Source organism: Bradyrhizobium sp. SYSU BS000235, assembly GCF_049747295.1.
GTDB lineage: Bacteria > Pseudomonadota > Alphaproteobacteria > Rhizobiales > Xanthobacteraceae > Afipia.
In genome coordinates this window covers 28,635-48,883 of record NZ_JBMHJM010000003.1, presented here as the reverse complement: position 1 = coordinate 48,883, position 20,249 = coordinate 28,635, and the positions used below count along the sequence as shown (strand labels likewise).

At 59.9% G+C, this 20,249-nt stretch carries 17 protein-coding genes, 2 tRNA genes and 1 pseudogene; 12 read left to right on the top strand and 8 right to left on the bottom strand.

Features of this window, described 5'->3' with window-relative positions:
* Positions 1 to 28: 28 nt before the first annotated feature.
* Both ACP0KA_RS26875 and ACP0KA_RS26870 read right to left on the bottom strand, forming a co-directional pair.
* The gene (locus ACP0KA_RS26875; protein ID WP_424632019.1) at positions 29 to 1,648 is read right to left on the bottom strand and encodes an OprO/OprP family phosphate-selective porin; all 1,620 of its coding nucleotides are present in this window, start codon (positions 1,646 to 1,648) and stop codon (positions 29 to 31) included.
* Between the two features lie 208 nt (positions 1,649 to 1,856).
* Positions 1,857 to 2,189, bottom strand: a complete 333-nt coding sequence (locus ACP0KA_RS26870; RefSeq protein WP_424632018.1) for a hypothetical protein — start codon at positions 2,187 to 2,189, stop codon at positions 1,857 to 1,859.
* Between the two features lie 285 nt (positions 2,190 to 2,474).
* Between ACP0KA_RS26870 and ACP0KA_RS26865 the strand changes: the two genes are divergently transcribed.
* The 3 genes from ACP0KA_RS26865 to ACP0KA_RS26855 all read left to right on the top strand — a co-directional run bounded on the left by ACP0KA_RS26865 (position 2,475) and on the right by ACP0KA_RS26855 (position 4,590).
* Positions 2,475 to 2,948: a DUF6985 domain-containing protein gene (locus ACP0KA_RS26865; protein WP_424632017.1), complete on the top strand. Its 474-nt coding sequence runs from the start codon at positions 2,475 to 2,477 to the stop codon at positions 2,946 to 2,948.
* A 210-nt stretch (positions 2,949 to 3,158) separates the two neighbouring features.
* Positions 3,159 to 3,767, top strand: coding sequence for a hypothetical protein (locus ACP0KA_RS26860; RefSeq protein ID WP_424632016.1), 609 nt, complete (start codon positions 3,159 to 3,161; stop codon positions 3,765 to 3,767).
* A gap of 460 nt (positions 3,768 to 4,227) precedes the next feature.
* Entirely contained in the window at positions 4,228 to 4,590 is a 363-nt protein-coding gene (locus ACP0KA_RS26855) for a hypothetical protein (protein ID WP_424632015.1), read from the top strand.
* Positions 4,591 to 4,990: 400 nt separating this feature from the next.
* On the opposite strand, the gene ACP0KA_RS26850 is transcribed toward ACP0KA_RS26855, so the two are convergent.
* From ACP0KA_RS26850 to ACP0KA_RS26840, 3 genes are all read right to left on the bottom strand, one after another.
* Positions 4,991 to 5,065 (bottom strand) — tRNA-Asn (locus ACP0KA_RS26850).
* A 99-nt stretch (positions 5,066 to 5,164) separates the two neighbouring features.
* Positions 5,165 to 5,238, bottom strand: a tRNA-Cys gene (locus ACP0KA_RS26845).
* A gap of 248 nt (positions 5,239 to 5,486) precedes the next feature.
* Positions 5,487 to 5,720 (bottom strand): hypothetical protein, encoded by a 234-nt coding sequence (locus ACP0KA_RS26840; RefSeq protein WP_424632014.1) that lies wholly within the window; start codon positions 5,718 to 5,720, stop codon positions 5,487 to 5,489.
* Positions 5,721 to 5,894: 174 nt separating this feature from the next.
* On the opposite strand from ACP0KA_RS26840, the gene ACP0KA_RS26835 reads away from it, so the two are divergent.
* The 4 genes from ACP0KA_RS26835 (at position 5,895) to ACP0KA_RS26820 (ending at position 12,318) form a co-directional block, all read left to right on the top strand.
* Positions 5,895 to 6,560, top strand: a complete 666-nt coding sequence (locus ACP0KA_RS26835) for a protein-L-isoaspartate O-methyltransferase family protein (RefSeq protein ID WP_424632013.1) — start codon at positions 5,895 to 5,897, stop codon at positions 6,558 to 6,560.
* Between the two features lie 203 nt (positions 6,561 to 6,763).
* Positions 6,764 to 8,173 carry a TolC family outer membrane protein gene (locus tag ACP0KA_RS26830; protein ID WP_424632012.1) on the top strand — a complete coding sequence of 470 codons (1,410 nt, stop codon included), beginning with the start codon at positions 6,764 to 6,766 and terminating at the stop codon, positions 8,171 to 8,173.
* Positions 8,174 to 8,432: 259 nt separating this feature from the next.
* Positions 8,433 to 9,185: a PopZ family protein gene (locus ACP0KA_RS26825; protein ID WP_424632011.1), complete on the top strand. Its 753-nt coding sequence runs from the start codon at positions 8,433 to 8,435 to the stop codon at positions 9,183 to 9,185.
* A 262-nt stretch (positions 9,186 to 9,447) separates the two neighbouring features.
* Positions 9,448 to 12,318 (top strand): valine--tRNA ligase, encoded by a 2,871-nt coding sequence (locus tag ACP0KA_RS26820; RefSeq protein ID WP_424632010.1) that lies wholly within the window; start codon positions 9,448 to 9,450, stop codon positions 12,316 to 12,318.
* A gap of 22 nt (positions 12,319 to 12,340) precedes the next feature.
* On the opposite strand, the gene ACP0KA_RS26815 is transcribed toward ACP0KA_RS26820, so the two are convergent.
* A complete protein-coding gene (locus tag ACP0KA_RS26815; protein ID WP_424632009.1) occupies positions 12,341 to 12,949 on the bottom strand; it encodes a DNA-3-methyladenine glycosylase in 609 nt (202 codons plus the stop codon).
* A gap of 169 nt (positions 12,950 to 13,118) precedes the next feature.
* Between ACP0KA_RS26815 and lipA the strand changes: the two genes are divergently transcribed.
* Together lipA and ACP0KA_RS26805 are read left to right on the top strand one after the other, a co-directional pair.
* On the top strand, positions 13,119 to 14,078 hold the full coding sequence (lipA, locus tag ACP0KA_RS26810; RefSeq protein WP_424632008.1) for a lipoyl synthase: 960 nt from the start codon (positions 13,119 to 13,121) through the stop codon (positions 14,076 to 14,078).
* A 9-nt stretch (positions 14,079 to 14,087) separates the two neighbouring features.
* A complete protein-coding gene (locus tag ACP0KA_RS26805; protein ID WP_424632007.1) occupies positions 14,088 to 14,555 on the top strand; it encodes a type II toxin-antitoxin system RatA family toxin in 468 nt (155 codons plus the stop codon).
* On the opposite strand, the pseudogene ACP0KA_RS26800 reads toward ACP0KA_RS26805, so the two are convergent.
* Both ACP0KA_RS26800 and ACP0KA_RS26795 read right to left on the bottom strand, forming a co-directional pair.
* Positions 14,449 to 15,060: pseudogene (locus tag ACP0KA_RS26800) on the bottom strand (CinA family protein); the annotation flags it as partial. The gene ACP0KA_RS26805 and the pseudogene ACP0KA_RS26800 sit on opposite strands and share 107 nt — an antisense overlap.
* Positions 15,061 to 15,062: 2 nt before the next feature.
* On the bottom strand, positions 15,063 to 16,268 hold the full coding sequence (locus ACP0KA_RS26795; RefSeq protein WP_424632006.1) for a bifunctional 2-C-methyl-D-erythritol 4-phosphate cytidylyltransferase/2-C-methyl-D-erythritol 2,4-cyclodiphosphate synthase: 1,206 nt from the start codon (positions 16,266 to 16,268) through the stop codon (positions 15,063 to 15,065).
* A 250-nt stretch (positions 16,269 to 16,518) separates the two neighbouring features.
* On the opposite strand from ACP0KA_RS26795, the gene dusB reads away from it, so the two are divergent.
* Genes dusB through ntrC form a run of 3 tightly spaced genes read left to right on the top strand, consistent with a single transcriptional unit; the run spans position 16,519 to position 20,171 of the window.
* Complete coding sequence (gene dusB, locus ACP0KA_RS26790) at positions 16,519 to 17,553, top strand: tRNA dihydrouridine synthase DusB (RefSeq protein WP_424632005.1); 1,035 nt, start codon at positions 16,519 to 16,521, stop codon at positions 17,551 to 17,553.
* Positions 17,550 to 18,725 carry a two-component system sensor histidine kinase NtrB gene (locus ACP0KA_RS26785; RefSeq protein ID WP_424632004.1) on the top strand — a complete coding sequence of 392 codons (1,176 nt, stop codon included), beginning with the start codon at positions 17,550 to 17,552 and terminating at the stop codon, positions 18,723 to 18,725. Before dusB ends, ACP0KA_RS26785 begins: the two co-directional genes overlap by 4 nt.
* A gap of 3 nt (positions 18,726 to 18,728) precedes the next feature.
* Positions 18,729 to 20,171 (top strand): nitrogen regulation protein NR(I), encoded by a 1,443-nt coding sequence (ntrC, locus tag ACP0KA_RS26780; RefSeq protein ID WP_424632003.1) that lies wholly within the window; start codon positions 18,729 to 18,731, stop codon positions 20,169 to 20,171.
* Positions 20,172 to 20,249: the final 78 nt, after the last annotated feature.

Sequence of the window (20,249 nt, the reverse complement as noted above, 5' to 3'; positions counted from 1 at the left end):
AACACCACGCGGGCAGGGAGCTAGCTCGTCAAAACGCGAACTGCGTGCGCATGGCGACCGCGTCGAACGTCGAGCCGGCGTCCACAGTCGACGTCGGAGACAGTTGCCGTGCGACATCGCCATGCAGGTAATTCAGCATGAAGCGGATGTTGTTGTTGACGTACCAGTTCAGGCCCGCGGTGTAGACGGTCTGCCGGCCGCCAGCGACGCCGAATGCTGATCCAACCCGATCATTGAGATCGATGGTGGAGATGCGGCCGGCGATTTCCCACGCCCCCCAGCCACCGTTCGTCAGCGAGAACGGATCCCGCGGCTTGACGCCGTTATAGGCGGCGTTCGCGGCATTGTAGGTACGGTTCTCGCCGGTGAGCACATAACTCGCCTGCGCGTAGCCGCCCTGGAATTGCAGGCTCGGCGCACCGATCGGCGGCAAGCCGGTCGAGGCATCGCGATCGACGTTGTACCAGTAGTACTCACCCTGGAAGAACAGCGGCCCGTAATTGCCCGCCGCTTCGACACCGTAGACCTGCGCGCCGGAGGTGTTGGCGATCGCATTCGTCGTGATCAGCGAGGTCGGATCGATGCGCAGTTCCGGACGATCGCTCAGCGTCAGGGTCTGCGCGTTGCTCACGAGATTGCGCGGCGGCTGGATCAGCCATTCGGCATTGCCGCCGAGATGCAGCGAGTAACCCGGACCACTGAGGAGCTGGCCGGCGGCGCGGACCACGGCGCCGTACTGTTCCGTCGAGCCGGGCGGGTTGATGCTGGAGGCCGAGTGAATGGCGCCTGTGGTCGGACCGGTGACATAGCCGCCCAGCCAGAACCAATCGTTGAACCAGCGGGTGCCGGCGGCGGAGCGGAAATCGCCGGCGGCGATGCTGGTCGCGATCACGTTCGACGAGGGGCGTTCCATGAAGGTGATGTCGTTGGAGCTCGTGGCTTCCTCCAGCGTCCAGGGCACATCCATGATGCCGCCTTCGACCGCCATCTTGCCGCCGAACGGCTTGAGGCCCGTGTAGCTGATGTAGGCGTTTTCGACGCCCGAGGTGCCGCCGCCCGGCAAGGATCCGGGTGCCGTGCCGCTGAAGCCGTCGGATGAGCCGCCGAAGTCGTAAACCAGCGCGAAATTCCAGTCGCTCAGGAATTTGCCGGTGATGCCGATGCGCGCGCGGCGTACGTTCTGGCCGCTGTCGAGCCGCTGCGGTGACGTGAACGCCGTGTTGGGATGATAGTCGTAACCGCCGACATCCCAGTGCAAGCGCCCCGTGACGGCGACGCAGTTCTCGCCATCCGCGGTGCAGATGGTCGGACGATTGTTCGGCATCGACACCACGGCACCGGACGGCGGCACCACCGGGCCCTTGGTCGGGATGGCCGCATTGGCATTGGCGACCGCAACCTTTGCTTCCGCTTTCGCTTCAGCCTTTGCTGCGGCCTTGGCTTCCGCTTTGGCGTTTGCGGTGGCTTGCGTATTTGCCGTGGTCTGTTTCTGGAGTTTGTCGAGCTTCTGCTCGAGCATGCGTAGCTGCTGCTTTAAGAGCGCGATCTCCGCGTCGCTGCTGGACTCTGCGTGTGCTTGCTGGATGGAGACTGCGGCAACGGCAGCGGCTGCAAACACTGCAATGGAAGGGAATCGATTGATCTGCATGTCAAGCTCCCAACAGATTTGCCCTTGTTGAGCTAAGCTGGGAGGAGGCTAGTCGAGGCAATATCTGCGAGCAAACAGATCAGCCCCGCAGGGCTGACTTCCAAAGACGATTCCTGCGCGCTGTTGTCGGCAGAACACTGATTGTTGACTTAGTCAATTAATTTGCAACCCTCGATGTAGCGATAGCTGAGAAGCGTGTTTTACGGGATCAGTCTTTCCGGCTCATCCACTTCCGCTCGATCCACCCGAGCGCGTTCGCGAGCGGTTGCTGAAGGAACGGAACGTCCTGGGCAACGAGCATAAGACCGAGGGGCAGCATCCACAGACCCAGGATCGGGAGGAAGCTGAAGATGCCTCCCAGAATCAGAAGTGCCGAAAGCGGGATTCGAACGAGGCGGGAGGAGGGTTGACGCAACCATCGCACGAACTGCCCCGCTCTGTGGGGAAGCCGTTCTGCGATCCATTCAAAATGACGGTCGAGCTCGGCCTTTGCCTCTGCGCTCACGTCAGGCTGCCCTTTTCTCGAAGCTTCAAAGGTCATTCGGCCGGTTCCAACATCCCTTCAGCGAAGGTGTCAGATTCGCCGACCAAAGACAGCTATGGGCAGCAACATTACAGCGCAAGGCGCTGGATCGAGCGTAGAATAGTCGAGAGCTCTGATCAGGTCACCCGTGCCTCAATTTAGTCGCTTCGCCTGCATTTTCATTTCTTCAATAGCGAACATTATCGACTCCGGTCCGCAACCTCAGCAGGGGTCAGGTGGCGATCGCCCAATTTCGGACATTCACGTATTGCTCATAAGCCGTCAAAGGCTGGGAGGATGCGCGTGATCGACGAACTGTTTGGCGACATCGAATATGATTTTCAATGGATGGGCAAATGCGTCTTGCCTATCTTTGGCAAGAGAGTGGCCATTGCCTTATCCATCCCGTGCGACGAGGCTAGTGAAATTGAGGTTGCTCAAAGGGAAGCCTTCGCCACATTCCAAGAGCATAAGGGCACACTTTGCAGGTTGGCTGAAGAAGCCATTTTCGAATATTATCTACGCATTCTGCCGGAGTGCCGTGCGCGGTTCGGCCCGGAATTTGCGGATCAATGGGCGCCTGAAGTTGGTACGTTGAGCGACGTTGGCCGCTTGGTCACCCTAACGGAAATGATAATCCAGCGATCGTTCACTGATCCGCGCGAGAGAGTCGTGGGACTTCTATTCGACTGCTCCTGGGATGTGAGCCTGGGCTTGGCGGTGAAGTTTATCAACGAGCATTTAAGCGAAGTGGGCACACAGGATATCGTGCTGTAGCCTGTGGTGCGTCTGACTGGTTGATGCGGAACAGGCGTATGGCTCAGCACCGCGCCGTCGGAAATCACACGTCATTCGTGACTTTCTCACCTTGAAGCCTAGACGGCTCTCATCCCGCACAAGATGGAAAAGGGATCGTAGCTTGCGTAGGAATGTTCCGTCTAAGGATAGAAAGTTGCGCGATTCGAAACGCACGGAAGGTAAAGTCACATGCAAGGGAAGGCGCTCACCTCAATTGTCGTGATCTTGACCGCCTTGGGATACGCCTCGGCCGCCGGCGCGGCGGCTTCTCTCCGGTCGGGCTTCTATGAAGGGGTCGTACTGGCGGTCGGTCCCACTGGGCGAGTTGTTGGCCACTTCGATATGGAGCAGGGCGATGGTGCGACTAAGCGCTGCGTCTTCGATTTTGTAGGCGAAATCAGCGGCAATCAGGCGATAATCCACACCGTGCAGTCTCCTAACCTGAGCGGACGGATTACCGTGAGCCGCGCCGACGAGGTCATGTTCAGCATGGCACATGTCAGGGACTTGCCTGGCTGCGGTCTTGTCCTTCCGCCCGAAGCGGAAGCTGGAAGCGGCATCGGACTCGATCGAATCAGATCGGGCAGTTGGACTGATCTTGCCAGGGTGCGAAACGCGCGCGTCGCGTTCAAGGCTGCGGCTGATGGGGCGGCCGGTCGTACCTATGTGGTGAAGGGTGATGTTGTCGGCATCCTGGCGCAGCAGGGAAACCAAGTGCAGGTCGTCTATCCGACCGAACGAGACAATTGGGCGCAGGGGTGGGTGGCGGCCGCTGACCTGGCGCCCCTCGCGCCTTAAGGTGCCGTGCGTTGACGATTGGTGGCCCGGGCTTTCACCTTACTCGATACTCGATTCTTCATCCCATCGATCCGAGCGAGCATTCCCCGCACAGCCTATCATTGTCTTTCGGATGATCCGGTGATCCGGACTCTCTCCGTTCAACACTTCAACTGCGAGTGAATGCGGGAAGCGCATCGAGAGAAACGATCATGGTGCTCCGTGCCAGATATTGTTGTCACCCGTCCTGCGGCCAACTGCAGTGCTGGTAGCAGTATGTGATAGCGACTGAGATGTGTTCGTTTGGCTGGACGTGATCCACCCGCATATTATAGGTCTCAAACGGTAGCTCAATTCGACAAGGGTATTTCGCATGGGGAGCAGGGCGCATCAGTATGCCATGATAGTGGCTGCGACGTTCCTTTCTACGTTTGTTGACAGTGCGGCTCTCGCACAGGCCACGCCCCGCCAGGGATCCGAGGTGGCGAACGTTGTCGATTTCCAGTCCTTCTGGGCGCTTTTTCGCCAAGCCGTCATGAATGACGACACAGCGGCTATCGAAGCAATGGTGAGCTTCCCACTCAAGGCAAAGGGCGAACTCGATGATGATCCGATCAAGGCGATCGGAAAGCCGGCATTCGGACCGGTGTTGCGCGCCAGCCTGAAGGAGGCTGCCAATATGCGCGGCTTCAGTGGTAGCACGCTAGATTTTCTTCGTGCCAATCCTGTGTTCCCGAAGGTTGATCTGGATGGGGGCGGAGCACAGCGAATTGGCGGCCTCCTTTTTCGGCGGCAAACGAACGGTTGGAAACTCTCGATGATCTACCGATCCGATGGGGATTGACCGGACAGGGGGCTGAGATCGTGTTTCAGTCGGACGAGGTACTGGGCGACGAGACAGGCTTCGGTCACGGCAATAACTGACGCGAGGCAACGCATATGATGATCGGGCGGCACGCCCAATCGTTCTTTTAGAGCTGCGGAGGAGCAGGCGTCGTCGTTGCGATAGGGTTCCTCGCCACCCACCGGTATCAGCTTTGGGCTCATGGTGCTTGATTGCCAGGGAAGAATAGACCGCAGCACGACTTGTGTATGCAGTATATCTCAAGGGCACGCGCAGGCGCGCAATACCATAGCGGATCGAGCAGAATTCAATGAAAACAATCAGTTGAGATCATGCGACGAAGCACGTGCGGTGCAGTCCGCAAGATGCTGAAAAGGCTTAGTTTTTTTTAAAAGGAGAATGGCTCCCCGGGCTGGATTCGAACCAGCGACCATTCGATTAACAGTCGAATGCTCTACCGCTGAGCTACCGAGGAATACTGCCGAAGCAGCGATGGGGCCGCATATAACAAAGGCCCTTAAACTTGCAAAGCATAATTCCGTCAAAACCGACGGATGACTAAGAGATTATTTTTTGGAGGCCACGACCAGAATTGAACTGGTGTAAACGGTTTTGCAGACCGCTGCGTAACCACTCCGCCACGTGGCCTCACCGGGCGACTTGTTACAGGGGCGTGAACCTATATGCAATCGCCCATTGCGGACCATAACCAGTGGATGAGGGTATCCCCATGTCACTCGAGATTATTGTCCCGGTCTTGATGTGCGTGGCGTTGCTCTGGTGGATTGGTCGCGGGATGAGCGGCCGATCCATGTTGATCGCGACCGCTGTGACCCTGGCGGTGATTGTTTGTGTGATGCTTCTTCAGAACAGTGCGTGGCGATAAGGTTAATCTGTTAGCGGCTGCTGTTTGCGTTGCTCGCCGAAATCACCCTGAGCAGATCGGATAGCGCAAAGCCGCTCTGATGCATCGTACATAGCACTTCGATCATCTGATCGCTTGGGGAGATCGCGGTTGCGAGAGCCTCGCGGACCTCAGACGGCAGGGCATCGAATTGATCCATCAGCCTGCGGAGCGTCGACGAATCGTCATCCGCCTTTGCGCCCGGCGTGGAAGTGGAATCGGCCATGGCTAGGTTTCAGCTTCTCGTTCTCAAGATTCACCTTCGACCTTGTCATGAGGGGGGATTTTCTTCCAGCACTCGGGTTTACCGGCAGCCTTGCATCGCACGCGCCGTTGCAGCAAATATGCCGCCATTCGGTTCCGCCGAAGTGCGCGGCCAGTCCACTCCAGAGGTAACGATATGTCAGAATTTTCGACCGCTCGGCAAAAGATGGTCGATGGTCAGGTCCGTCCCAGCGACGTCACGGATTTGCGAATCCTGGATGCGATGCTGGCGGTACCGCGTGAGGACTTCGTTCCTGCTGCGCAGCGACCAATTGCCTACCTCGATCTCGATATTGAGGTCGGAGGGGTGGGAACCGCCAAACGATACCTGATCAAGCCGGTTGTCCTGGCGAAGATGCTCCAGGCCGCCTCAATTGCAGAGACCGATCGGGTGCTGGTGGTCGGTTGTGCGACCGGCTATTCGGCCGCCATCGTTTCACGTCTGGCTGGCGAGGTGTTTGCGACGGAATCGGATGCTGCGCTGGCTGGCGCGGCAAAGACCAATTTGTCGCAAATTGGAATCGCAAATGTCACAATCGGAACCGCCGAGGCCGCAGCCGGCGATGCGGCGCACGGGCCTTACGATGTGATTGTTCTGGATGGAGCCACCGAGATCGAACCGGAGGGGCTTTTCGCGCAACTGAAGCCCGCGGGACGCCTCGTGGGTGTCTTTGCGACCACACAACCTCCACGGGCGAATCTTGTCACAAGATCGGCCGGAGACTTCGGCAGCCGCGTGCTTTTCGACGCTTTTGCGCCGATCTTGCCAGGGATGCAGCGGTTGCCAGCCTTCACCTTTTAGTTCCACTAGGGGGCTTTCGGTCGAATTCAAGTGTGACCTCAAAGCCCCAACTCTATAAGTTTCCTGTGGGATTTGACTTAGGGTGTTCCTTCGCGGCGATGCGGCGAATAGAGTGCCTGGTGGGAACGGGTTGTTAACCCGAATCGATTGCCCGGTTTTTGCGCGCCCAGGATGGCGAGCTTGGCCGGTTGGGGACGGATGGTATGTCTGCAAAATATCGGCTGAAGTTAAGTGCTGGGGTGGCCGCTGTCGCTCTGTTGAGCGGTTTCGCCGCGGGCCCGGTTTTGGCCGACACATTGGAAGCGGCGTTGGTTCGCGCTTACCAAACCAATCCTCAGCTCAATGCGCAGCGCGCATCGGTCCGTTCGACGGATGAAAACGTCCCGCAAGCTCTTTCAGGCTATCGCCCGAAAGTGGCGGTCACGGCGAGTGCGGGGACGCAGTTTACTGACACCCAGCAGAATACGTCTATCGGAGACCGGCTTAGCAAAGTCGGTGTTGCAGGCGTCAACGCTCCGCGTTCGGTTGGCGCCACGGTCACGCAAACGCTGTTCAACGGTGGGCAAACCGGCAACCGCACCCGCGCCGCGGAAAGCCAGGTTTCGGCAGCTCGCGAAGGCTTGCGTGTGCTTGAGCAGACCGTCTTGTTGTCTGCCGCGACCATTTACATGGACTACCTGCGTGATTCGGCGATCGTCGAAGTTCAGCAAAGCAACGTTCGCGTTCTTGAGCAGACGCTGAAGCAAACGCGTGATCGCTTCAACGTCGGTGAAGTGACACGGACCGACGTTGCTCAGTCGGAAGCACAGCTGGCAGCCGGGCGCACCCAGCTCTTGACCGCAGAGTCCAATCTGACGACGACGCGCGCGAACTTCCGCCGGATCATCGGCAGTGAGCCAACGAATCTTGCGCCTGGATCTCCGGTTGATCGTTTCCTGCCGGCGACTCTGGCTGGATCTATCAGTCTGGGGTTGGTGGAAAATCCCAACGTGACCGCCGCGATGTATGGCATCGACGTCGCCCATCTGCAGGTCAAGGTCAACGAAGGCGCGCTGTTCCCGACAGTGACCCTGCAGGGCAGCGTTCAGCAGTCCTACGAAAGCACCCCGACGATCTACCGATCATTCGGTGCTTCAGCAGTCGCCCAGTTGAGTATTCCGGTTTATCAAGGCGGCGCCGAATACGCGCTGATCCGTCAGTCGAAAGAATCGCTGGGTCAGCAGCGTCTCAACCTCGAGCAGGTGCGCGATCAGACTCGCGCAACAGTGGCTCAGGCCTGGGGACAGCTGGTGGCCGGCAAAGCACAGGTTTCATCGGCGCAGGCTCAAGTCACGGCGTCGGAAATCGCGCTGAATGGCGTCCGCGAAGAAGCACGAGTCGGGCAGCGCACCACGCTGGACGTCCTCAACGCGCAGCAAGCACTCGTCAACGCACGGGTTAACCTGGTGACGGCACAGCACGACCGTGTTGTTGCGTCTTATAACGTCCTGAATGCAATCGGCCGTTTGTCGCCGTCGGTCATGAAACTTGCGACCACGATATACGATCCGAGCGTTCACTATCATCAGGTTCGCGACAGCTGGTTCGGCGTTCGCACACCTGATGGCCGCTAGAGCATGTTCGGTTCTGATTGAATCAGAACCGAACTCTCGATTTTTATTTTGACGCGGTAGCCACTTCGCTCGAAAACGCTCGAAGGGCGTTTAACCATCACAGGCAAATAAGTGCTGTGTTCAAACGGCTGTGTTCACAGTCCGTTGCTTGCAATCGCTTGTTGCGGTGACATACCCTTCTCATGGATCGCAAAGCGATTCGTGATGATGTGCGGACGTTCGCCATTTTTGTGGCGGTCGATTGAGGGCGGAGTGGGAGATGACGCAACCGGCAAAGGCGCAAGAGCCCTCGATGGAGGAGATTCTCGCGTCGATCAGGCGCATCATTTCTGACGATGAGGCGAAGCCTGCTGCGAGCGCGGCACCAGCAACCGCCGCGCCACCGGCGAAGGCTGAGGCCCCGAAACCTGATCCCGCCCCACGTCCGGCTCCAACCTCGAGGCCGCAGGTCATGTCTGGAATTCCTCCGTCAAAAATTGCGCCTCCGCGCGCGGCTCCAGCGGCGCCGGCCCCGGCAAAAAACAGCCAGGCGGAGATCGATGCGATGATGGCAGGCTTCGACGCCCCGGCACCTGCGGCGAAAGCGGCGCCCGCGAAGCCGGCCGCGCCTGAAGCCGAGGAGGTCTTCGAACTGACGGAACAAATGGCCGTTCGGGAACCGCCAGCGCCTTTCAATAAAATCGAACCCGAAAACGATCTGGAATTTGCGGAGGCTTCAGTGGCTCAGGTTGCTACCCATCGTTCGCCAGCGATTGAGCCGCCGGCTTTTGAACCGGCACCTGCGCCGAGCCGGGCCCAACTGGATATCATCTCCGGTTCGACGGCCTCTGCCGTGGAGTCGGCTTTCAGTTCCCTGACATCGACGGTGCTCACCAACAATGCCCGGACGCTTGAAGATCTCGTCAAAGAGATGATGCGTCCGATGCTCAAATCGTGGCTGGACGACAATCTGCCGAACCTTGTCGAGCGTATCGTCAAGGCGGAGATCGAACGGGTGTCCCGCGGCCGCTGATTGCGGCCCGTTCTGCCGAAAAACCTCCATTTTGAAGTGTTGACTTGGCGCGCGCTGGGGGTTCTCTAGTGCCGCTGATTTGAAGTTCTTCCGCGTGAAGCCGCAAGCTCATCGAAGAACTTCAAATCCAAAAGCGGCACTAGAATCATAAGCTTGCTAGTGTCCCTTGATTCCGAAGTTCGCATCCGAGCGAGCCGCAAGCTTGTGCGAACTTCGGAATCGGGACACTAGCGCGTGCCTTTTCCCATTGAATTGCAGTGTAATGATCGAAAAAACCTATCAGCCAGCCGACATCGAGAACCGTATTGCCCATGCATGGGACGCCGCCGGCGCATTCAAGGCCGGACGGCCGGAACGGCTCGACGCCGAACCCTTCACGATCGTGATCCCGCCGCCGAACGTGACCGGTTCGCTGCACATGGGGCACGCGCTCAACAATACGCTACAGGACATCCTGTGCCGTTTTGAGCGGATGCGGGGCCGGGACGTGCTGTGGCAGCCGGGGACCGATCACGCCGGCATCGCGACGCAGATGGTCGTCGAGCGTCAGCTGATGGAGCGACAGGAGCCCGGCCGCCGTGACATGGGTCGTGCCAAGTTTCTCGAGCGGGTGTGGAAGTGGAAGGCTGAGTCCGGCGGCGTAATTGTCAACCAATTGAAGCGCTTAGGCGCGTCTTGTGATTGGTCACGTGAGCGTTTCACCATGGACGAGGGCCTCTCTCGCGCCGTCGCCAAGGTGTTTGTCGAGCTCTACAGCCAAGGGCTGATCTACAAGGACAAGCGGCTCGTCAATTGGGACCCCAAGCTGCTGACGGCGATCTCGGACCTCGAGGTCCAGCAGATCGAGGTCAAGGGCAACCTGTGGCATCTGCGCTATCCGATCGAAGGCGCAACCTACAATGCGGAAGATCCTTCGACCTACATCGTTGTGGCGACGACCCGCCCGGAGACGATGCTGGGCGATACGGCTGTTGCGGTGAATCCAGAGGATGAGCGCTACAAGCATCTGGTCGGCAAGAACGTCGTGCTTCCACTCGTGGGGCGGCTCATCCCGATCGTCGCCGACGAGTACTCCGATCCGGAAAAGGGATCGGGCGCGGTGAAGATCACGCCGGCACATGACTTCAACGACTTTGAAGTCGGCCGCCGGCATAATCTTCCTTCGATCAGCGTGCTCGATCAGGAAGCGCGGCTGACCCTGTCGGGCAACGAGGACTATCTGCGCGGATTGCCCGAAGGCGCGTTAATGTTCGCCGAAGAGTTCGACGGCGTCGAGCGTTTCGCCGCGCGCAAGCGCATCGTTGCCAAGCTGGAAGAACTTGGCTTCCTCGATAAGATCGAACCGAATACGCACATGGTGCCGCACGGCGATCGTTCGGGCGTCGTGATCGAACCGTATCTGACCGACCAGTGGTACGTCGACGCCAAAACTCTCGCGGAGCCCGCCATTGCGGCTGTCCGCAACGGCGACACGACGTTCGTGCCGAAGAACTGGGAAAAGACCTACTTCGAGTGGATGGAGAACATCCAGCCGTGGTGCATCTCGCGGCAGCTCTGGTGGGGTCACCAGATTCCGGCCTGGTATGGTCCGGACGGCAAGGTGTTCGTGGCGGAAACGGAAGACGAAGCCGTCGGCAAAGCCCTTGGTTATTACGTCGAGCAGGAAGTCATCACGGCAGAGCAAGGCCACGAGATGGCCCTCGACCCGGCCAAGCGTGACGGATTCATCACCCGTGACGAGGACGTTCTCGACACGTGGTTTTCCTCGGCTTTGTGGCCGTTCTCCACGCTGGGCTGGCCGGATGAGACCAAGGACGTCGAGCGCTATTACCCGACCAACGTGCTTGTCACCGGGTTCGACATCATCTTCTTCTGGGTCGCCCGCATGATGATGATGGGCCTTCACTTCATGAAGGATGTTCCATTCCCGACGATTTACATTCATGCGCTCGTTCGGGACGAGAAAGGCGCCAAGATGTCGAAGTCGAAAGGCAACGTCATCGACCCGCTGCATCTCATCGACGACTACGGCGCCGACGCTTTGCGCTTTACGCTGGCCGCGATGGCTGCGCAGGGGCGCGACATCAAGCTCTCGACGCAGCGTGTCGAAGGCTACCGCAACTTCGCAACCAAGCTCTGGAACGCCTCACGTTTCGCAGAGATGAACGGTTGTGCGTTGGTCGAGGGCTTCGATCCGTCCAAGACGAAGGAAACCCTCAATCGCTGGATCGCCCATGAGACCGCCCGCGCCACGCAGGAAGTCACCGAAGCGATCGAGGCTTACCGGTTCAACGACGCCGCCGGAACGATCTATCGTTTCGTCTGGAACATCTACTGCGACTGGTATCTCGAACTTGCAAAGCCGGTTCTCACCGGACCGGACAGCCCGGCGAAGGCGGAAACGCAGGCGAGCGTTGCCTGGGCCCGTGATGAGATCCTGAAGCTGCTTCATCCGTTCATGCCGTTTATCACGGAAGAATTGTGGGCGGTGACCGCGAAGCGGGACGAGTTGCTGGTGCTGACGGATTGGCCGATCCGGAAGGCCGTCGATCTGTCCATGATGCCGATTTCCGCAACCGCATTGCCTGGTGATCCGCTTTCGGTGCCGCTCGCATTCCCCGATCCAGTGATCGTTGAACCATTCAGCGATCCGGCAGCGGAAGCTGAAATCGGCTGGCTGATCGATCTTGTGACCGCCATTCGCTCGGTGCGCGCCGAGATGAACATTCCGCCGGCAACGTTATCGCCGCTCATTCTTGTCGGTGCGTCGGATGACATCAAGTCCCGTGCCGAGCGCTGGAGCGATGTGATCAAGCGTCTGTCGCGGGTCTCGGAGATTGCTTTCGCCGATCGCGCTCCGGATGGATCGGTTCAACTGCTGGTGCGCGGTGAGGTTGCCGCCATTCCGCTCAAGGGCGTCGTTGATTTGGCCGCCGAGAAGGCGAGGCTCGATAAGGAGCTTGCCAAGGCTGAGGCCGACATCAAGCGCGTCGACGCCAAACTCGGCAACGCAGACTTCGTTGCGCGTGCGCCGGAAGAAGTGATCGACGAGCAGCGCGAGAAGCGGGAAGAGGCCGAAGCGCGGAAGACAAAGATTCTCGAAGCGCTCGAGCGACTCAAGAGTGCGCATTAACCGCAAGAGTGCGCACCAGCGTTCAAGAATGAGCACTAGCGGGGAAGGGCTTGCTGAGAAACCGCGAGCCCTTCAATCCATATCGCCAGGGTAAGTCGGCGGCCTTAGTGATGCCAATTCGGACGCCGCTGATGACGTCTTTCTTTTCCGTTCGTGCGTAGATGGCGATCGGCGGAGCGTCCAACGCCCGCCCGTTGTGCTTGTCACTTATGGCCATCGCTTCGCACAGCTTTCCCGGACCTGAGCACAGCGCGCGTTCGTCGCCCACACCGCGCCGTCGACGCATGGCCGCGATGCCATGCGTGGGTTCCAGGGCGCGAATCAGGACGGCACTGGCGGAGCCTTCTTCTTCGCAGACGAAGTTCATGCACCAATGAATGCCATAGGAACGATAGACGTAAAGAAAGCCCGGAGGACCGAACATCACCATCGTTCGTGGTGTTGGGCCGTTATATGAGTGGGCTGCCGGCTCCGTTTGGTGATAGGCCTCGACTTCGACGATCACTCCGCCGACGCCGTTGACGAGCAATGTCGCGCCGATCAAATCGGGAGCAACCTTGTGGACGCTGCGCGCGAAGAACTGCCGCGTCAGTTGGCGTCCGAGGGGGGCGGGGTGCGGTCTGTCAGCCATAGGGGAGCAAAGGACGGGTGGGCAGCAGAGGTGTGGGCAAGGAATGGGCGGCAGAAGCCATGCAACCCGGCTTCAGGATATGATAGGCCCTCTAGATTAGCATGGTGCGGATGGCTTGCACCACGGGATCGGCAGGCTTAGGTAAAAGCATCGGATTTACGGGGCTTTCATGGTCGTTCTTATTGATACGGTTTCACCGAACCAGGTGCGGCCGCGCCACCCGGAAAAAGTCAATCGGCCCGATGCAAAGTCACCGGCCAAGCCTGACTGGATTCGCGTGCGTGCGCCGAACACCCGCGGCTACGCCAACACACGCAATATCGTCAAAGAGAACGGGCTGGTCACGGTCTGCGAGGAAGCGGGCTGCCCGAACATCGGCGAGTGCTGGGATAAGAAGCACGCCACTTTCATGATCATGGGTGATACCTGCACCCGGGCTTGCGCATTCTGCAACGTCAAGACCGGCATGCCGGGCGCGCTTGATGCAGCGGAGCCTGACCATGTGGCGCTTGCGGTTTCCAAGCTGGGATTAGCCCACGTCGTCATTACATCAGTCGACCGGGATGATCTTGCGGATGGCGGTGCCGATCATTTCGCAAAGACCATCCGTGCCATTCGCGCGAGCTGCCCGACGACGACCATCGAAATCCTGACACCGGATTTCCTGCGCAAGGATGGGGCGCTGGAGCAGGTGGTTGCCGCCAAGCCCGACGTCTTCAACCACAATCTCGAAACCGTGCCGTCGCGTTACCTCACGGTACGGCCCGGGGCGCGCTATTTCCATTCGATCCGGCTGCTGCAACGGGTCAAGGAAATCGATCCGACCATTTTCACCAAGTCCGGAATCATGGTCGGCCTCGGCGAGGAGCGTCACGAGGTTTTGCAGGTGATGGACGATCTGCGCTCTGCGGATGTCGATTTCCTCACCATCGGCCAGTATCTGCAGCCAAGCCTCAAGCATCACGCCGTGATGCGTTACGTGCCGCCTGACGAATTCAATGGCTACGAGAAGGTCGCCTACACCAAGGGCTTCCTGATGGTTTCGGCAAGCCCGCTGACGCGATCCTCACACCACGCCGGTGAGGATTTCGCGAAGTTGCAGGCTGCACGCGCAGCAGCTGGCCGCTAGTACGCGACGATGCCTCAGTTCTCCAACAAGCGCCGGGTTCGCCACAGCGCCGACAAGATGTTCGACCTCGTGGCCGATGTCGAACGCTATCCCGAATTCGTACCGATGTGTCAGGCGCTGAAAGTTCGCCAACGAACGCCTGGGCCCAACGGCACCGAGGTGATCGTTGCTGACATGACGGTGTCGTTTCAGCTTGTTCGTGAAACCTTCACCAGCCGGGTGACACTCGATCGCCCTAATCTGAAGATCCTCGTCGAGTATCTGCGCGGGCCTTTCAGCAAGCTAGAGAATCGCTGGACGTTCGAAGCGAAGTCTGAAGACGCCTCTGACGTTGGCTTCTTCATCTCCTACGAATTCAAGAGTCGGATGCTCGCGGTGCTGATGGGCGCGATGTTCGACGCCGCTTTCCAGCGGTTCGCCGCGGCGTTCGAGAAACGCGCGGACGCAGTCTATGGGCGGCCGCCCGCGGGCGCTTGATTGGCGGCTGCGGCCCACGTGCCATTTCCATCAAGATCTTGAGGGCTTCGACGACGGATTGCTGGCGGACGTTGCTGCGCCCGACCGCGCCAAAGCGCATTTCACGATGATTGATACGCCCGTCACGGGCCGCCACCGCAATATGCACGAGGCCGACAGGTTTGCCCGGCGTGGCGCCGCCGGGGCCGGCGATCCCGGTGATGGAAACGGCGAGGTCGACGTCGGCATTCTCCAGGGCACCAAATGCCATGGCGACCGCTGTTTCCTTGCTGACTGCGCCAAATGTCTCGAGGGTCGAAGTTTCGACGCCGAGCATCGCGTGCTTGGCTTCGTTGGAATAGGTGATGAAGCCGCGGTCAACGACGTCCGACGAGCCTGGAATTTCGGTCAGCGCCCCAGCCACCAAACCGCCGGTGCAGGATTCCGCCGTCGCAATCGTCAGCTTGCGCATCCGGCAAAGATCCAGCAACGAGCGGGAGAGGGCACGGGTGGCGCTGCCGCTCATGCTTAGTTGCTCCCGCCCGTCGTGTTCCCTGTCGTATCCCAAGGCAGCCGGATTGTTGCGGCGGCTGTCGCGGCGATCCCTTCCTGGCGGCCGGTGAATCCCAACCGCTCGCTGGTCGTTGCCTTCACGGCGACGCGGGATTGGGGCAGGCCGGTGATCTCGGCGATGCGGGCGCGCATGACCTCACGCAGCGGGCCGATTTTCGGCGCTTCGCAAATCATCGTCACTTCCAGATTGGCGATGCGGCCGCCACGTTGGGCCACGAGATCGACGGCATATTTCAGAAACTGATCGGACGAAGCGCCCTTCCACTTCGGATCACTCGGCGGGAAGTGAGAGCCGATGTCGCCGTCGGCCAGTGCACCGAGAATGGCATCGACGATGGCATGCAGGCCGACGTCGCCGTCGGAATGCGCAAGAAAGCCCCGGCTGAAGGGCACGCGGACGCCACACAGCATGAGATGATCGCCGTCGCCGAACGCGTGAACGTCATAGCCGGTGCCCATGCGGATATCGCCCAGCATGGCGCCGAGGCGCGCTTCCTCGCGTGCGAAGTCTTCGGGAGTCGTCAGTTTCATATTGGCAGCATCGCCTTCAAACGTTGTAACGGTCAATCCCGCCCATTCAGCTATTGCAGCATCATCGGTGAAATCATCGCGGCTTTCGCGTGCAGCGCGGCGATGCGCTTCAAGGATGACGTCGAAACGGAAGGCTTGCGGGGTCTGCGCGATTCGCAGGCGCGAACGATCCGGCGTGGCTTCGATCGCGCCTGACGCGTCGACTAACTTTATAGTGTCCGTGACCGGGACAACCGGAATGGCTGCGCCGGTGATCAAAGCCGCATCGATGGCGCGTGAGATGACCTGATCCGTCACGAAGGCGCGGGCAGCATCGTGAATGAGCACAATGTCGGGGGCGTGCTCGGCCAGCGCCTCAAGACCGGCCCGGACCGAGGCCTGGCGCGTCGCGCCGCCGTTGACCGGCGTGTGATACTTCAGATGGCAAACGGCCTGATCGAATATGTCCGCATCGTCCGGATTGCGGACGGGCTGGACGGCGAAGACGTCCGGATGCGTGCAGAAAGGCTCCATCGCCCTCGAAAGGACGGTTTTGCCGCCTATGGAGCGATACTGTTTGGGGCCGCCTGTCCCGGCGCGCAGCCCGCGTCCGGCGGCGACGATGATAGCGGCAGTCCGTTTTGTTGACATGATGGATAAGGCAACCGTCAGAGAGAGGGGCGGCTGACCGGGTATGTGCAGCCTTCGGGCGCTGCACTTACCATACTGAACGTAAAAACAGCATGCTTCCGTGTGGGTGTGAAGAAATCCGCAGATTTTGCTGCGCCGCACTTGCATGCGCAAGAAATCTGTCTAAACTCTAGGCAACGCGCATTAATGCTCAATAATTGGGCTATCCGCTTCTGCCACGAGGCGGCAGCCATCAAAAAATGAGAACGCGGTGATCGGTTCTGTTGAAGCAAGTCAGACCCCACTGATCATTGGCGACATTGAGGTCGGCAACCGCGTGCTGCTCGCTCCGATGTCCGGCATCACCGATGCGCCGTTTCGCCGCCTTGCCGCGGAATTGGGGGCGGGGTTGGTAGTGTCCGAGATGACGGCAAGCGACGATCTCGCCCGGGGCCGTCCGATGTCGGTCTTGCGCTGTGAGGCGGCTGGCATCGGCCCGCACGTCGTTCAGCTCGCCGGTTGCCAGACCCACTGGATGAGCGAAGGCGCGCGGATCGCTGAAGCGGCGGGCGCAAATATCATCGACATCAACATGGGATGTCCTGCGCGGCACGTGACCGGCGGACAGTCGGGCTCGGCATTGATGCGCGATCTCGATCACGCCCTCCGATTGATCGACGCTACAGTTTCCGCCGTCCGCGTCCCTGTGACGTTGAAGATGCGTCTTGGGTGGGACGAGAAATCTCTCAATGCCCCAGATCTCGCACGGCGGGCGGAATCTGCCGGGGTGCAAATGATCACGGTCCACGGCCGGACACGCTGCCAGTTCTACAAAGGAAGCGCGGACTGGCGGGCGGTGCGGCCAGTCAGGGAGGCGGTGAGCATTCCGCTTGTGGTCAATGGCGACATCACGTCGTCCGAAGAGGCATCTATCGCCCTCGCTCTGTCCGGCGCGGATGCTGTGATGATCGGTCGGGGTGCGCAGGGGCAACCCTGGTTGCCCGGACAGATTGCGCGCCGGCTTGATGGCGGTGCATTAGAAGCAGCTCCGGCTCTCGCGGATCAGCTGATCTATGTGTCCAAGCTCTATGACGATGTTTTGAATCATTACGGACCGCGTATCGGGCTTCGTCACGCACGCAAGCATTTGGGCTGGGCGCTGGACGTTGCGGCGCGAGGAGCTTCGGCATCAACCGAAACTCTCAAGCGCTGGCGGCAAGTCATTCTGACGGCGTCGGATCCCGCGGAAGTGCGGCGGTCGCTTCACGATGCCTTCAGCGAGTTTGCCTGGAGCAGGGCCGCATGAGCAACGTTGCCGAGAAGCACATCGTGGTGGCGCCGAACAGCGAAGCGGTGCTCAACGCCTTGCCCAATCCGGTGATGATGATCGGTCCGGACGGTAAGATTCTGGATGCGAATATCGCGGCTGAATCGTTCTTCGAGACGTCGATCCAGCATATGCAGCGTCAAATGCTGCGCGATCTTGTCCCGTTCGGCAGTCCGCTGCTGGCGCTCATCGAACAAGTTCGGCACACAGGCTCGGCCGTCAACGAATACAAGGTGGATCTTGGAACGCCGCGCATCGGTGGCGATCGCCAGGTCGATCTCCATGTCGCGCCGCTCTCGGAGAAGCCCGGGCACATCGTGGTGATGCTGCAGGAACGCACAATCGCTGACAAAATGGATCGCCAGCTGACCCACCGCAGCGCTGCCCGCTCGGTGATCGCGTTGGCGGCGATGCTGGCTCACGAGATCAAGAACCCGTTGTCCGGAATCCGGGGGGCAGCGCAGTTGCTGGAGCAGTCCGCGTCGCCGGAAGATCGAACGCTGACGCGGTTGATCTGCGATGAGGCCGATCGCATCGTGACCTTGGTCGACCGGATGGAGGTGTTCGGCGATGAGCGCCCTGTCGCGCGCGGGCCGGTGAACATTCACTCGGTGTTCGATCACGTGAAACGGCTGGCCCAGTCGGGATTCGCGCGGAATATCAAATTTGTCGAAGACTATGATCCGTCGTTGCCGCCGGTACTGGCCAATCAGGATCAGCTCATTCAGGTCTTCCTCAATCTGGTGAAGAACGCTGCCGAAGCCCTTGTTGATATGGGCAGTGAGGGCGAAATCCAGCTCACCACCGCCTTCAGGCCGGGCGTACGCCTGTCCGTTCCGGGGAAGAAAACCCGTGTGTCATTGCCGTTGGAATTCTGCGTCAAGGACAACGGGCCGGGCGTGCCGGACGACCTGCTCCCCAATCTTTTCGATCCCTTCGTGACGACCAAGCCGACCGGCAGCGGCCTCGGGCTCGCGCTTGTCGCCAAGATCGTCGGCGATCATGGCGGGATTATCGAATGTGAATCGCAGCCACGGAAGACGATCTTCCGCGTGTTGCTGCCGATGTTCAGTGCCGCCAAGACTCCAAACCAGAGCGATGCGCGCCCGGGAACGCCATCGTTTGCCTCACAACAGGATGATGAGGAATAGACAATGCCCGCAGGTAGCATACTGGTCGCAGACGACGACACCGCCATTCGCACGGTCTTGAATCAGGCGTTGTCACGCGCCGGATACGAGGTGCGCCTGACAGGCAATGCCGCCACGCTCTGGCGCTGGGTCAGTCAGGGCGAGGGAGACCTCGTGATCACCGACGTGGTGATGCCCGACGAGAATGCCTTCGATTTGCTCCCGCGCATCAAGAAGATGCGTCCAAACCTCCCGGTCATCGTCATGAGCGCGCAGAACACGTTCATGACCGCGATCCGGGCATCGGAGCGGGGGGCGTACGAATATCTGCCAAAGCCCTTCGACCTCAAGGAATTGATTGCGATCGTTGGCCGCGCACTTTCGGAGCCGAAGGAGCGCCCGGCGGCCACCAAGGATGAAGGCGAGTTCGATGCCATCCCGCTGGTTGGCCGTTCCCCCGCCATGCAGGAAATCTACCGCGTGCTTGCGCGCCTGATGCAGACCGACCTGACCGTGATGATTTCCGGCGAGTCCGGGACCGGCAAGGAATTGGTGGCGAGGGCGTTGCACGACTACGGCAAGCGTCGCGCCGGCCCCTTCGTCGCCGTCAACATGGCTGCGATTCCGCGCGACCTGATCGAGTCGGAATTGTTCGGACACGAACGCGGAGCCTTTACCGGGGCCAATGCGCGAGCGACCGGCCGGTTCGAGCAGGCCGAAGGCGGCACGCTGTTTCTCGATGAAATCGGCGACATGCCGATGGAAGCGCAGACCCGACTGCTGCGTGTGCTGCAGCAGGGCGAGTATACGACCGTCGGTGGCCGTACCCCGATCAAGACCGATGTCCGGATTGTCGCTGCCAGCAACAAGGATCTGCGAATCCTGATCCAGCAGGGGTTGTTCCGGGAGGATCTTTTCTTCCGTCTCAACGTGGTGCCGCTGCGACTTCCACCTTTGCGCGAGCGAATCGAGGATTTGCCCGATCTCGTTCGGCATTTCTTTGCGCTGGCGGAAAAGGATGGTCTGCCGCCGAAGAAGCTCGATGCTCAGGCATTGGAACGGATGAAACAGCATCGCTGGCCGGGCAATGTTCGCGAACTTGAAAACCTGGCCCGGCGTCTCGCTGCGCTCTATCCGCAGGACGTCATTACCGGATCTGTGATCGAAGGCGAGCTGGCGACACCGACTGCCGTGTCAGGGGGGGCAATGCCCCAGGGGATCGACAACCTCGGAGGCGCGGTCGAAATGTACTTGGCCTCGCACTTCGCCGGATTTCCCAATGGGATGCCGCCTCCTGGCCTTTATCATCGGATCCTCAAGGAGATCGAGATCCCGCTTCTGACGGCGGCGCTGGCGGCTAATCGCGGCAACCAGATCCGGGCGGCGGACATGCTGGGTCTCAACCGCAATACGTTGCGGAAGAAGATCCGGGACCTCGATATACAGGTTTATCGCAGCGGCGGCTAACACGGTGGTTCAGAAGCTCGCGCTATCTTTCCCGCGAATCCTTCCAGCGAGCTTGGATTCGGGACGCCCGTTCACCGC

What these genes read in the sequence shown, in the direction of transcription:
- ACP0KA_RS26875 (WP_424632019.1), bottom strand. Translation starts at nt 1,648, where the DNA reads ATGCAGATCAATCGATTCCCTTCCATTGCAGTGTTTGCAGCCGCTGCC.
- ACP0KA_RS26870 (WP_424632018.1), bottom strand. Translation starts at nt 2,189, where the DNA reads ATGACCTTTGAAGCTTCGAGAAAAGGGCAGCCTGACGTGAGCGCAGAG.
- ACP0KA_RS26860 (WP_424632016.1), top strand. Translation starts at nt 3,159, where the DNA reads ATGCAAGGGAAGGCGCTCACCTCAATTGTCGTGATCTTGACCGCCTTG.
- ACP0KA_RS26840 (WP_424632014.1), bottom strand. Translation starts at nt 5,720, where the DNA reads ATGGCCGATTCCACTTCCACGCCGGGCGCAAAGGCGGATGACGATTCG.
- ACP0KA_RS26835 (WP_424632013.1), top strand. Translation starts at nt 5,895, where the DNA reads ATGTCAGAATTTTCGACCGCTCGGCAAAAGATGGTCGATGGTCAGGTC.
- ACP0KA_RS26830 (WP_424632012.1), top strand. Translation starts at nt 6,764, where the DNA reads ATGTCTGCAAAATATCGGCTGAAGTTAAGTGCTGGGGTGGCCGCTGTC.
- ACP0KA_RS26825 (WP_424632011.1), top strand. Translation starts at nt 8,433, where the DNA reads ATGACGCAACCGGCAAAGGCGCAAGAGCCCTCGATGGAGGAGATTCTC.
- ACP0KA_RS26820 (WP_424632010.1), top strand. Translation starts at nt 9,448, where the DNA reads ATGATCGAAAAAACCTATCAGCCAGCCGACATCGAGAACCGTATTGCC.
- ACP0KA_RS26815 (WP_424632009.1), bottom strand. Translation starts at nt 12,949, where the DNA reads ATGGCTGACAGACCGCACCCCGCCCCCCTCGGACGCCAACTGACGCGG.
- lipA (WP_424632008.1), top strand. Translation starts at nt 13,119, where the DNA reads ATGGTCGTTCTTATTGATACGGTTTCACCGAACCAGGTGCGGCCGCGC.
- ACP0KA_RS26805 (WP_424632007.1), top strand. Translation starts at nt 14,088, where the DNA reads ATGCCTCAGTTCTCCAACAAGCGCCGGGTTCGCCACAGCGCCGACAAG.
- ACP0KA_RS26795 (WP_424632006.1), bottom strand. Translation starts at nt 16,268, where the DNA reads ATGTCAACAAAACGGACTGCCGCTATCATCGTCGCCGCCGGACGCGGG.
- ACP0KA_RS26785 (WP_424632004.1), top strand. Translation starts at nt 17,550, where the DNA reads ATGAGCAACGTTGCCGAGAAGCACATCGTGGTGGCGCCGAACAGCGAA.
- ntrC (WP_424632003.1), top strand. Translation starts at nt 18,729, where the DNA reads ATGCCCGCAGGTAGCATACTGGTCGCAGACGACGACACCGCCATTCGC.